The 12,869-nt window shown below is 56.7% G+C and carries 7 protein-coding genes; 3 read left to right on the top strand and 4 right to left on the bottom strand.

Translation table 11 applies throughout. From position 1 onward, the window contains the following. Positions 1-69: 69 nt before the first annotated feature. From IFT47_RS17495 to IFT47_RS17480, 4 genes are all read right to left on the bottom strand, one after another. Positions 70-2,478: a glycosyltransferase family 2 protein gene (locus IFT47_RS17495; protein WP_192174630.1), complete on the bottom strand. Its 2,409-nt coding sequence runs from the start codon at positions 2,476-2,478 to the stop codon at positions 70-72. Beyond that, a complete protein-coding gene (locus IFT47_RS17490; RefSeq protein ID WP_192174587.1) occupies positions 2,478-4,958 on the bottom strand; it encodes a glycosyltransferase family 2 protein in 2,481 nt (826 codons plus the stop codon). Before IFT47_RS17490 ends, IFT47_RS17495 begins: the two co-directional genes overlap by 1 nt. 149 nt (positions 4,959-5,107) lie before the next feature. Next, positions 5,108-6,514 (bottom strand): DUF4214 domain-containing protein, encoded by a 1,407-nt coding sequence (locus tag IFT47_RS17485; protein ID WP_192174588.1) that lies wholly within the window; start codon positions 6,512-6,514, stop codon positions 5,108-5,110. 19 nt (positions 6,515-6,533) lie between these two features. Continuing rightward, a complete protein-coding gene (locus tag IFT47_RS17480) occupies positions 6,534-7,355 on the bottom strand; it encodes a hypothetical protein (protein ID WP_192174631.1) in 822 nt (273 codons plus the stop codon). Between the two features lie 968 nt (positions 7,356-8,323). Between IFT47_RS17480 and IFT47_RS17475 the strand changes: the two genes are divergently transcribed. The 3 genes from IFT47_RS17475 to IFT47_RS17465 are packed head-to-tail and all read left to right on the top strand — an operon-like array spanning position 8,324 to position 12,865. Then, a complete protein-coding gene (locus IFT47_RS17475; RefSeq protein WP_192174589.1) occupies positions 8,324-10,117 on the top strand; it encodes a type I secretion system permease/ATPase in 1,794 nt (597 codons plus the stop codon). 13 nt (positions 10,118-10,130) lie between these two features. Next, on the top strand, positions 10,131-11,456 hold the full coding sequence (locus IFT47_RS17470; RefSeq protein WP_192174590.1) for an HlyD family type I secretion periplasmic adaptor subunit: 1,326 nt from the start codon (positions 10,131-10,133) through the stop codon (positions 11,454-11,456). Then, positions 11,453-12,865, top strand: coding sequence for a TolC family outer membrane protein (locus tag IFT47_RS17465; protein ID WP_192174591.1), 1,413 nt, complete (start codon positions 11,453-11,455; stop codon positions 12,863-12,865). The genes IFT47_RS17470 and IFT47_RS17465 overlap by 4 nt, the downstream gene beginning before the upstream one ends. Positions 12,866-12,869 lie beyond the last annotated feature (4 nt).

The raw sequence follows: 12,869 nt of genomic DNA, 5'->3' as shown, positions 1-12,869 counted from the left end.
ACGTCCTGCGACGCGATTTAGAGCAAAATCATACTGGCGTTGATTTCACCAATCTGAGAGACGGCTGAGTCAGCGCGAAAAATCTCGTTTGCGTGGCGGTTTTCTGCTTAATGTCTCGACCCCCGGAGATAACCCGAGCCCAGTATAGGGGCTGAACTGATACTCTAAGTTCAATGCTGGATGGTAATAGGGATCCCTGTATCCCCCCAATGTCCAGCGCTCTATAAATCTCTGTTGCTCGCGATGAGCTCTGGCTTGTTTCTCTGGGCTTGCATCCTTCCCCCTGCTCGCTGACTCAGCATGGATCAACTTCGCAAACGCTGTCCAAACCAAATTCAACCCTGATTGCTGAATGCGTAGGCAGAAGTCGACATCGTTAAACGCAACAGGGAATGCTTTTTCATCCAGTCCGCCTAGCTCCTCGAAAACCGATTTACGCACCAGCAGGCAAGCTGCCGTTACCGCGCTTTGGCGCCGAGTGAGCTGGTTGGTCGCCAGGTAACCCGCATCATTTTCCTCGAGGTTGTTGCCCGTGTGTGCAGCCAACCCGTTGATGCCAACCACCACGCCGCCATGCTGAACCATGCGGTTCGGCCAGAGCAGTTTCGCCCCCACAGCACCGACATTATCGCGCAGCAATTGGCTGACCATTTCCTTCAGCCACCCCGATTCGATGATCTCGATGTCGTTGTTGACCAGGCCAATGATTTCCCCGGAAGCGTGTTCGACGGCGCGGTTGTTGATCGTCGAGTAATTGAATGGGTGCGGATGCGGGAGCACTTTGACGCCTTGCGTAGGCAAATAGCGAAGGTACTCCAGCGCAGTCGGGTCGCTGGACTGATTGTCGACGACGATGATTTCCAGATACGGGTAATCTGTGTTGTTAAGCAGCCCCTCAACGCATGTTCGAAGCAAACCCACTTGATCGCGGGTCGGCACGATGAGGCTGACCCGGGGCAGGGTGAGCGGCAGCGGCCAGTGGGCCCGCAGCAGGGCGGGAAACTGAGGAATCGCTTTAACGGTTGTGTCGGGTACCAGCGACTGACACAGCCAGGCGATTGCTTGATGGCGGTCCATCGATGGCCAAGCCTGCTCCGGGCTGGCCGGCGTTCGGTGGTCCCGGTGGTAAATGACTTGAGGCAAATGCACCACTGTCGCTTCGAGTTTTTCCGTGGCGAGCACGATGCCAGCGATTAGAAAATCCCAGTTTAACGATTGCAGTTCACTAGAGGGTGCAAGCAGGGACAGCGCAGCCTGGATGATGTCCGTGCTGAAAATAGCCCCGGGCGTGAAGATATCCGTGCCGATGAAAAAGTCCACGTCCCACACCGGTTTTAGCCATGGCAGGCTTCGTTCTCCCGTGGGGCCATCGCGGTCACAGTCGGCATAGGCCCAAGCAACGTTGTCATCGAGCAGGCCGGTCAAATGGTCCAGCGCGTGGCTGGCAAGATGATCACCAGCCCTGATAGGGACGATGCAGTCGCAGCCCGCTCTCAACAGTTCTTTAAGCGCCGGCAGCAGGTTGTCTGCGGACGTTCTGGCGATTTGATACGGGGTTGTTTTGTGCGTGCGCAGACTCGCGAGGCTGACGCCCTCGAAGGTCATATCGCCTTCACTGAGCAAAAGCACGCCTGGCTTTGTCCTTTGAGGCTGAGCGTTTCGCGGCGGGCTGTACTGGAAGACTTCGAACCATTGCGGGTAATGGTTGAAGCCTGCGCTTTTCGGTGAGCGCAGTGTCTGCTCCTTCGCCACGCTGTTCAGCAACGCGAGTGTCTGCTCGTCGGGGCCATGGGAGTCGTGCTGTTTTAGAAGACCTTCCAGGCCCTCCGGCCAGCAGCACATTTTTATAGGGCTTCCAGAGAGTTCGTGCCCCATGTCGTTTTCAATGTGCAGCGTGTGGGGTTTGCCGTCTGCCAAATCCCACGGCAAATCAAGAGTGAATCCGTGGTCGCTGGTAGAGCGGTATACGAGCGCCTGGTGGTGACTGTCACAAGACGCTCGTCCCAGCACGCTGTCGTCCTCACGAACGGTGATCTGGACATGCCGCTGCGGTGCGTCAGGGTCCCACGACCATCCACTCAACCGCAAACCGCCGCTGTGCCACACTTGCGAGGCGACGGGGGCGGGTTCTTTGCTTCGCGCGGCGGGCAGCTGAAGGTCACCACTGAGATGGAATTCCCGGTTAGCGATACGCGCAGTGATGTGTCGTGCGTCGGCTAGCCAGCTTTTTCGCAGCTGTACGCCAAAGCCATGGAACTGGTCGCCGAGGTCTGCATTGGGTTCGAATTGATCTGCGCGCGTGAGCGCGACGCAGGCCCCGTCAACCATTACTTCGATGATCAGGCGCTCATCCGGGTCGACCATGTTAAGTGCCCAGCCTTGCAGCACGTCACCATAGAGTCCAGTGATAGCGCCACGCAGTGAGCTGTGGTTGACCTGCGCGCTGGGGACAGGCTTGGTTACGACTTCTTCTGACATCATGCCCGGCTCAGTGAAAGGGATAGTTGATTGATCGGCAAGGCACCAGCATCACGGGACACCGATCCGGGCACTGCGTAAAGCGGTAGCCCAAGCATTGTTGCCAGCTCCGGTGCTTTCCATCCTGCCCCGGGATCCTTATCCAGGCTGAGGGCGCCTTGGCAGTCGACGAGGTTGAGGCACTCCGCCTGATCGAGCCCTTGAACCTCGGGTAAAGCATGAACTGCGCCAGTGGCCAGCAATGCTTTTAGCCAAGGGCCGTCGCCGAGGGCGATCAACATTACGTTGAGGCGCTCCCGGGTAAGCCTGCGCGCCAGATCAATCCATTGGCCTGCGACCTCGGCATTGCGCAGTTCATCGGCAATCAGCAACACCCGGGGGGCTTTTTTGTTGGGCCGCGCGTTCCTGGTTTTTTTGCTGTCGACAGTGATGTTGGCGTTAGGCAGAGCATCGGCATACCGGGCTCGCAGCGTTTTCCAAGGCACGACAACGCTCGTCGCTCGCCCGGCGAACTCACACCAGTCACGAGAGGCAGCTTGATCCAGCAACTCATCGTCCTGGCACAGGATGCGGTAAGGTTTTTCCAGCGTGGCTGCCAGCGCTACAAGTTCTTTCGGGCAGGCAGTGAGCTGTCGATACACGATCTCGTCCAGCGGAAGCTTGCGCAAGTCGTTGATCAAGTCGCCAGCCTCGGCGGGCAGTCGGTACTCGAGGCTAAGCAGCAAAGGCTGCAACTCGGCCTGCAGTGTCACAACCGTATGGCTGCCCTCAAAGTGCCAAGTGAGGCCCAGTGGCGTTTTAAAGGATGCGCCCTTATGGATATGCAACTGTCTCAGCCCGTTAGGCGGGCGGGCGCTGGCAGATGCATTCGCCATCGACGCCGCCAGCTGCTCAAGGCGTGCCCGCTGGAGTGCTTGCCGGGGAAGTTTGAGTGGATCGCGCATGCAAAAGTCTTGGTAGCGTGCGGAGGCATTTGGGTATCGACGCTTGAGAATGCCGTTGTTGTGCGCGACCCGAAGGGACTTCTCGTCGCCAAAAGAAATGCCTCCCTGATGGGCGACGAAGACATTCGGTGCCCCCATATGGCGCCACCCTAGGGAGCGAGCCCGCAGGCACCAGTCGGTTTCCTCACCGTAGCCGCGCAGCAGGTGAACTTCATCGAGGTAGCCCGCTTCATCGATGGCATCCCGCTTGATGTAAAGGCAGAAACCGCATCCGGTTTCGATCTCCACGGCCGGGCTGTCAGTGACTCGAGCCAACTCATCAAGCCCGGCCTGCTCCCGGGCAGTGGGCATCGTGTGGCTTACCCGGCTCACTGGGAAGCTCATCAGTTCGCCGTTGTTGGTGAATGGCGTGACGGAGGCGATGTCTTTTGCGCTATACGCTACTGCACGTAGACGATCCAGCCAGTTGCCGTGCACACGGGTATCGGCGTTGAGCCAGACCACATCGCGTTCCGGACTTAGTGCCATGCCTCGGTTCACATTGCGAATAAAGCCCAGGTTAGTGGCGTGCTCGACATGTTCGATTTCGCCTGCAGCCGCCAGGTCCCTGAGCGCCTGACGCAGTGTCGGGTTAGGAGTGGCGTCGTTCATCACGACCAGGCGATGGACTGTCCGATTGAACTCACGGCTGCGCAACACGCTATGCACACATTCAAGCGTTTCTTCCAGGCCGTCATAAACCGGCACCAGCACGTCAACAGGCTCAAGGCGAGCTGCGTTTTCGCCAACGGCCGCCGGGGGAACAAACACCGGCAAGTTGGAAAGGGGGCTTCCGCTCAGCGCAGTTCCGTCCTCGAATCGGACATGGAGCGTCTTTGCCGGGTCTTTGATCTGCAGCCGGAACGCACCGTGATCCAGGCACAGTCCTGAGTGAGTCAAAAACGGATGGGGATGCTCAGCCACGCATTCATGACGTTCATCTTGAGAGTGCACGGCCACACGGACATGACTTTCCGGCGACTTGAGATTGATCGCCCAGCCCGAGACTTCACAACGCTCTGCATCGTACTGCGCGACTCCAAGGAAACTGGAAGCGCCTGCTTGCTTCGCCAGCAGACCGGCGATCAGTTGCAACTCTTGCGCGTCGTTGATTTCAGGGAGGAGGGCGAGTATCAGCTTGCGCAGCTTCTCGGGCGACTCAGTCCGACTGCGTGCCTGCCAGAGCATCGAGCGCAATGCGGCGTCAGTGGGGTTTTGTTTCCAGGCGGCTTTCAGTAATTGCGTCGCCAACACGGGTTTTCCGAGGGCCAACACGACACGCCCAGTCAATGCCTGGATGTCTGCCCGTTTCGGTAGCCAGGCAGCCGCTGAGCTGAGAAAGAGAAATGCCTGATGCAGCTGCTGTTGCTGCATGGCGCCGATGCCTTTCCATATTAGGGCTTCGGATCGGTATTCGGGGGTTTGAAGCGCTTTTTCCAGAAAAAAAATGGCCCGGTCCGACTCGCCATCTTGACGAGCGAGCTGGAATTTTTCCATGAGCGTGCCTGGCTCAAGGTCAAGTTGGGTAGAAGTGGCCATTGGCTGATTCGCATATAAATAAAGAGGGGCGCCCGAGAGGGTGCCCCTTTTTTGAAAACCCCCGACCTTGCGGTCGAAGGTATTCGGGGTGACTAAGGAGCGGTGAGTTAGACCGAACCAGGTACAACTACAACGTTGGTGATGTGAGCTTGTGCATCAGCAGAACCGACGATGTCGATGGCCACTTGAGATTGCGACACACCGTTGTCCAGCGCGGTCAGCCAGAACGCTTTGCCGCCTACATCGTTTGCGTCGTTGTCACGACCCAAAGCGTTGGTGTAGAGGGAGTTCACGAACTCGACGTTAGCGTGGTCAGCGGCTTCACCCGAAGTGATGATGCCCGAAGCAATGTCAGTACGGCTGGTGCCGTTGGACAGAGCGTCAACCCAGAAGTCCAGGCCGCTGGTGTCTGCAGCGCGACCCAGAGCAGACTCATACAGGCTATTTACGAAGGCAGTATCAGTGATGGTGGTGCCTTGAGCTTCAGCCGATGCAGCGATGCTCGCGGTAACTTGAGCCAGGCTCTGACCGTTTGCGACAGCATTGGACCAGAAGTCCTGACCAGCTTGGTCGGCGCCAGTACCGGTATTCAGCAGGTTGTTGTACAGGCTGTCCAGGTAGTTATCGACGAGGACGTCTTTGTACTCGGCAGAGTTAACGACGACATCAGCCAGCGAAGCAGCGCTAACGCCGTTGTCGTGAGCTGTGGTAAAGAACTCAGCGCCGTTGGCATCGACGTCGCGACCCAGCAGGCCTTCGTACAGCCGCAGAACAGCAGCATCGTCAGCGTTGTCAGCGATAGCCAGAGTCTGGCCGTCAGTGAAGGTCAGGAACTCAGCGTGAGTAACGCTGGTGGTCTGGTCGTCGCCGTTCAGGATCAGAGTCGAACCCGACTGAGCAACGGTGAAGTCACCGCGTGCGCCGCCGATTGCAACAGTGTCGAAACCTGTGCCAGCGTCGATGGTGTTTGCAATGCCAGCACCAGTGATGATGGTGTCGTTGCCTGCACCAGTGGTGATGAAGTTAACGCCAGCACCGCCGATGACGGTGTCATTGCCGCCGCCAGTGGTGATTACGTCGTTGCCGTCACCGCCGTCAACAGTTACGTTCGCATCGCCGGTTACGGTGATGTTGTCGTTACCGTTACCGCCAACGATGATTTTGTCAGCGCCAGCAGTTGTAGCCAGGGTCGCAGTTACGCCTGCATCGCTTTGGATGATGAAGACGGAAGCATCAGCAACGGCTTTCAGATCAACATTGATCTGAGGAGCAGCGGCGCGTGCCAGCGTGTTCACGTCTGCCGAGATAGTGACGACTTCTGGAGTGACGCCTTCTGGGCCAGTCACAACACCGGTGGTTGCATCGAAAGACGCAACGGCGACGGTAGTGCTAGCGGTATCGAGATTCAGCAGGGAGCTGATAGCTGCGATGGTGGAGTCGGAGATCGATGGGTTGGCTGCCAGGGAGGAGGACAGGTCTGCTGCTGTTACCGGAGTATCGTATTGCAATGCCATGAGTCATATTCCTGATGTATCAAGCCAATTGGCCGATGTTGCTATCTGTCTGCGTAGACGCAGGTTTTTCCCTGAGAGACTTATGGCGGAGAGCGTTGATCTCGGTAACGGGAGTAATCGAAAGCTGTATAGCAACCAGCGGCTCACTGCCCCTGGGTCCAAAAAGCATCTGTTCTGCGACGATAGGCTGGGGCGCAGCGCCCGCAAACACGACGTAGCCAGTCAATTCATATTGAGAGCGATCAGGGCCAGTCAGCCCGAAGCCAACCGCGGTCAGTGATGCGTTCTTATTGCGGGCCCCTGTGAAGCTGCCCGTCAGTACCTTCTGACTGGGACCTGCGCCGGCGATGGTACTGGTGTAAGCCAGATCAACGCCCGCAGGTTTGTTATCCCAGTGAACAGAAAAACCTTCCAGGCGTTCGCTACTGCGCCCGTCACCCAAACATTCATCCACTACGGAAATGTCGCCAGTTTTTTCTACATGGCCGGTCAGCTTCAGCACTGCCCGGACAGCCGTCGTGCGCGAGAAAGCCACGGCCTCTGGGGTCGGACTCGCTGGCAGGAAATTTCGCATAATTGCCGCAGAAGTATCAATGCGGTCAATGCGCAAATCGACAGGGTCGACGGCGACGTCGGCCAGATAGTATTCGGTGATTAAGACAGTTGTTACCGCGCCCTTAACCCGCCCGATGATGCAGTCGCCGAGCTTGGTTAGCATGTTCTTGGACACGCCTTCCGCGGGGAAAAAATCAATGACGCCTTTGCCGAGCGGTGCTTGCTGCAGGGCGATGCAGACGCTGCGCTCTGCAATGGGCTGGGAGGCGTAACGAAAGATATACATCCCGGGCTCAAGCAGAGTTACGCGGGAGGTAATTTTCAAGCCATCTAATGTTTGCGACTGCACTCAATAAGTTTCCTTCTTATCCCGAGCTGACAGCAGTTGAGAGTCTCAATCCAATCAACTCACTCCAGTTACCCTGCAACTTAATGGCGTACTGGTGGCATTTGCCGAGAGCTGAGACTAATGGATCCAAGGAAAATGTCAATTCATTGGTAGGAAATTTCCTCAAATGAGGTGAGAACATCCCGGCAGACATAGTGATATGGATTCACCGGTTTGTGGGGACCGTTGGTCAGCTCAAAAGTGGGACGGTTGAGCAGTCGTTTCGGCGACCGACGCCGGCTACGGTGAGGCGATCTTTCCAAATCATGACCGATGGTCGTTTGGTGCTAAAGAAATAGACGGAGCGGCCGATTCGGCTGTGGGCTTCAGTATTTATAGCCCGTCCTAGAGCGCTTGCGTCATGGGAGAAGGGTTAGAAAAATGTTTTAGATGAGTGCGTGACTCATGGAATTTTTGCTTCTATTTTGCGCGTCCGCCGTTCCTGTGCTGCTTCAGCATCGCTGGCCGGCTGACTCTGTTCTCGTGCTTGTCATCATTTGCCAAATCCTCCAAATGAGGGCGGGGTGGGATGGTGTTATGAGGGCGGCAAGCGACACTCAAGCGACACTAATGACGCAGTTGCTGCGCATATTAAAGCCGTTCCTTGCCACTTGTGCGGAGTTCAGAAGTTGTATAAGGAAATATCTCGAAATTATAAGAATGGCAGTTAGGCGCTTCCGGCGAGTTACGAATCGGTCGGAGGAATCTGTAAGCCCCGGGCTAGACAGGTATCTGCTTTTTTAAAAAAAGTTTCATGAAATCCGCCGGATGGGCGTCTTTTTGGTGGCCCTTTAATGCTGCCCGGGGACGATGCCGATGGTACACTCGGCCGCGTTCGCAGCCCAATCTCATCAGTAATGGATTCCATGAGTCGCTCACACGAAAACAATCTGCAAGCTGCCCTCAAGGTTTGTAAGGGCAGCTTCATCTCAGTAGGGTTTTTCAGCTTCTTCGTCAACACGTTGATGTTGGTCCCCACCTTCTACATGATTCAGATATCAGGTCGGGTAATCCCTAGCAATAGCACGTCCACGCTCATCATGCTGACGTTAATCTTGACCCTTTTAATGGCGACACTCGGATCGCTGGAGTGGGTTCGGTCCAGGATTATGGTTCGCATCAGCAATCGCTTGGACGTGCTACTCAGCCGTGATGTCTACCGTGCGAGCTTCAAGAGAGCACTAGCCAGCGGTGGGATGGACGCCTCGGCCCAATCCCTGAACGATTTAACTTCGCTTCGACAGTTCCTGACCGGTAGCGGTCTGTTCGCGGTCTTCGACGCACCATGGTTACCGATTTATACCGCTGTCATGTTCATGTTCCATCCATGGTTTGGCTGGATGACCGTAGGTTCTGCGGCAGTATTAATCGCCCTGGCATACCTCACTCATCGCTACACAAGTAACACGCTGGCGGAGGCCAACAAGCAGAGCCTCACCGCAAATCTTCACACTACAAAGAATTTGCGCAACGCAGAAGTGATCGAGTCCATGGGTATGCTCGACACGTTGATAGGACGCTGGGCAGTCCGCCAGCGACGTGTGCTGGTACTCCAATCCGAAGCCAGTGATAAGAGTGGGGTCATCACATCAATCTCGAAAACCTTCCGGAACTGGGGCCAGTCGATGATGCTCGCCGCCGGCGCATATTTGGCCATCAACCACGAGATAAACCCAGGGCTTATGATGGCGGGTTCGTTGCTGCTCGGCCGTGCGCTCTCGCCGATAGATCAGATAGTCGGCAGTTGGAAGGGATTCGTAGCGGCCCGCATGCAGTACCAGCGTCTGAACGACACGCTTGAAAAGCTTAACGCCGAGCCTAATCGCATGTCGTTACCAGATCCAGAGGGGCACTTGCAGGTCGAAAACCTTGTAGTTGCGCCACCCGGCGCAAAGGCACCGGTTATCCGGAACATCAGTTTCGTGGCTCCCGCGGGCAGCATCGTCGGCATCGTCGGGCCAAGCGCAGCGGGCAAGTCGACCTTGGCCCGCGCGCTGCTTGGCATCTGGCCGCCGCAGCACGGCACGGTGCGTTTGGACGGCGCGGACATCAGTTCCTGGGACAAGCAGGAACTCGGTCCGCACTTGGGCTACCTGCCTCAGGATATTGAGCTTTTTGAAGGCAGCATCAGCGACAACATCGCCCGGTTTGCCAAGGTAGACCCTGAACAGGTGGTGCTGGCGGCGCGTATCGCAGGCGTTCACGAAATGATCCTTCAGCTACCTAACGGCTATGACACCGTTATAGGCAGTGAAGGTGTGAATCTTTCCGGTGGTCAGCGGCAGCGTATCGGTCTTGCTCGTGCGGTGTATGGCAGCCCTCGCCTGATTGTGCTCGACGAGCCAAACTCCAACCTTGATGAAGTCGGCGAACGTGCACTTGGCGTGGCTCTGCAGAAGATTAAGGAAACCGGCGCAACGGTGTTCATTATTTCCCACCGTCCGAACATTCTGTCTCGGCTGGATCGCGTTATGGTCTTGAACGCGGGCACGCTTTCCATGTATGGCGCACGTGACCAAGTCATTGCGGAACTGGCTCAACAACAGGCCAAGGCTCAAGCCCAGGCACAAGGTCAGGCTCACCCGCGTGTGGCAGCGGCAACGCCAGCCGCGCCCGCAGCTGCACCGGCGGCATCAGGTGAAGAACAGCCAAGCGCTTGAAAGGAATTCATGAATGACCAGCAACAACGTGACCGTGCTTGAAGAAAATACTGCCGATATGCCGACGTCCGACCGGGGTATTCGGCGGGTAGGGATGACAATTGTTCTGGTGACCTTTGGCCTGTTCGGCACGTGGGCCGCTTTTGCTCCACTGGGCAACGCTGTTTACGGCACCGGTATCGTCACCGTTCAGAGCTATCGTAAAACGGTGCAGCATCTGGAAGGCGGCATTGTTAAAGAACTGCTCGCTCGAGACGGGGATACCGTGCACAAGGGCGATCCGTTGATCGTGCTTGATGATGGCCAGCTGAGTTCCGAATACGAATCCACCCGCAACCAGCTCATCACGGCGCGCGCCAAAGAAGCCCGCCTGCGCGCCGAGCGTGATGATTTGCCTGCTATTCCCGCACTGGTCATCGACGGTGTCGAGAGTGATCGCGCGCGCGAGGCCATCAACGGTGAAGCGCAGGTGTTCAGGTCGCGGCACGACGCGAGGCTGGGCGAGATCTCAGTGCAGAAAGAGCGGATTGGCCAGTTGAAGCAGCAGATCATTGGTCTAAACGACATGATCGGGACGAAGGTCAATCTGGAAAAGTCCTACACCCGCGAGATCACTGAGCTTAAGGATCTGCTGCGCCAAGGCTTCGTCGATAACCAGCGTCTGCTGGAGCAAGAACGCAAGCTGGACATGCTCAAGTCAGAGGTTGCTGACCACCAATCGACGATCACCAAAACGCGTCTGCAGATCAACGAAACCGAGATGCAGATTGTTCAAACCAACCAGAAATTCAGCTCCGATGTCGCCAAGGACCTGAGTGATGTGCAGGCCCAGGTCTTTGACCTGCAAGAAAAGGCAACTGCGCTTAAAGATCGTTTGTCTCGCATCGTTATTCGCGCGCCCGAGGACGGGATGGTCCTCGACATGAAGGTCCACACCATCGGCGGTGTAGTCAGCGCGGCGACCCCTTTGCTCGACATCGTGCCGGAGGCTTCAGAGTTGGTGGTCGAGGCGCATGTCGGTACCAATGACATCGACCGCATCACTGTCGGCAAGCGGACAGATATCCGTTTTAGTGCATTCAATAGTGCGACGACTCCGGTGATTCAAGGCGAAGTAACGCGAATCTCAGCTGACCGCCTGACAGACGAAAAATCAGGTGAGGGTTATTATCTTGTTCGAGTCAAGGTTACCGAAGAAGGTAAAAAGCGGTTGGGTGATCGCCGTCTCCAGCCGGGCATGCCCGCCGACGTGTTGATCAATGCAGGTAGCCGCACGATGCTGCAGTACCTCTTGAAACCTGCTAATAACATGTTTGCCAAGTCGATGATCGAGGAATGACAGTGGTCCGTTTTCTTCCCGGTCTCTTCCTTGGTTTGTTCGCACTAAACGCTAATGCGGCGCAGCCTGAGGTTCCGCAACAGGTCAGCGCTTCTACCTACTCACTTGATCTGATGACGTTGTACAAAGAGTCTCGGCTTGAAGATCCACGCATTCTCTCTGCCTATGCGCACGCGCGGTCTGCCAAACAGCAGGAGAGAGAGGCGTTCGGTGGGTTACTGCCGCAGGTTTCTGCGAGCAGCAACATCAACCGAATTCTGCGCAAGGATGAACAGTCGCGAGAAATCTACGACAACAAAAGCTATGGGCTCAATCTCAGCCAGTTCATCTACAACAAGGAAGCGTGGGAGCGTTATCAGAAGGCCAAGAGCGTCACGCTGCAGAAAGCGTCGCAGTCCGAGGACTCTCAGGCCGAAGCGACAGTGGATCTGGCCAAGCGTTACTTTGCGGCGCTCGCTGCCGACGATGCACTGGAACTGGTCTCGGCCGAGCGGCGCGCCACCCAAGGCAGCCTTGATCGCGTCAATGCCATGTACGCCAAGCAGATGGCCAAGATTACCGACATGCTCGATCTCAAAGCGCGAGTCGACTCGTTGTTGGCCCAGGAAATTGAAGCGCGCAATCAGGTGCGTTTGTCACGGGAAGGGCTATCAGAGATTGTCGGTCGCCCGATCAACGATCGTTTGAGCCGAATTCGTAACGATATCGCGCTCGAGGCGCCGACGTTGCCGCTCGACGCCTGGATCGCTCAAGCGCTCGACAGCAATCCCCGGCTCAAAGCCTACGAAAGTAACCTCGCGGCGGCAGATGCTGCAGTCCGTGAAGGCAAGGGCGGGCACTATCCCTCGCTGAGTTTCAACCTCGGGGCGTCGCAGAGTGACGTCGGCTACGACAACACGCTGACTCCGCGCAGTGACAGCTACGTTGCAACCATTGGCCTGAAAGTGCCGATCTACAGTGGCGGCTCGACTTCAGCACGGGTGAGCGGGCTGTATGATGAGCAGTATGCGGCCGAGCAGGATCTTGAAGGGGTTCGCCGGCAAGTGGTGAAGGAAACCACCAACGCGTATCTCACCGCTCAGTCTGCCGTGGACAAGATCCGCGCGGGGCAGAACGCGCTGTCCTCAGCCAAACAGTCGAGCATCGCGGCGCAGAAGGCGTTCACTTATGGTGTGGTTAACGCCGTCGACGTCCTGACCGCCGTACAGAACGAGTTCAAAGCCCGTAGCGATCTGCTGAAGTCGCAGTACGACTTCATCACCAATCTGTTCATCCTGAATCGCTGGGCCGGCAAGCTGTCGCAAGAGAGCGTTGCCAGCGTGAACGTGTGGCTGGGCGGCGATGATTCGGAAGCGCTAAAGGACTTGAATAATTCAGCCCCCAGTAACACCAAAGTAACCCCTAAGTAGTCTG

The sequence above is a fragment of the Pseudomonas sp. CFBP 13711 genome (assembly GCF_014842265.1).
Taxonomy (GTDB): domain Bacteria; phylum Pseudomonadota; class Gammaproteobacteria; order Pseudomonadales; family Pseudomonadaceae; genus Aquipseudomonas.
Note: the sequence above shows the minus strand (reverse complement) of the source record. Positions and strands in the feature narration are given on the sequence as shown.

Coding starts and splice junctions, on each gene's coding strand:
- IFT47_RS17480 (WP_192174631.1), bottom strand. CDS start 7,355: ATGTATATCTTTCGTTACGCCTCCCAGCCCATTGCAGAGCGCAGCGTC.
- IFT47_RS17490 (WP_192174587.1), bottom strand. CDS start 4,958: ATGGAAAAATTCCAGCTCGCTCGTCAAGATGGCGAGTCGGACCGGGCC.
- IFT47_RS17495 (WP_192174630.1), bottom strand. CDS start 2,478: ATGTCAGAAGAAGTCGTAACCAAGCCTGTCCCCAGCGCGCAGGTCAAC.
- IFT47_RS17485 (WP_192174588.1), bottom strand. CDS start 6,514: ATGGCATTGCAATACGATACTCCGGTAACAGCAGCAGACCTGTCCTCC.
- IFT47_RS17475 (WP_192174589.1), top strand. CDS start 8,324: ATGAGTCGCTCACACGAAAACAATCTGCAAGCTGCCCTCAAGGTTTGT.
- IFT47_RS17470 (WP_192174590.1), top strand. CDS start 10,131: ATGACCAGCAACAACGTGACCGTGCTTGAAGAAAATACTGCCGATATG.
- IFT47_RS17465 (WP_192174591.1), top strand. CDS start 11,453: ATGACAGTGGTCCGTTTTCTTCCCGGTCTCTTCCTTGGTTTGTTCGCA.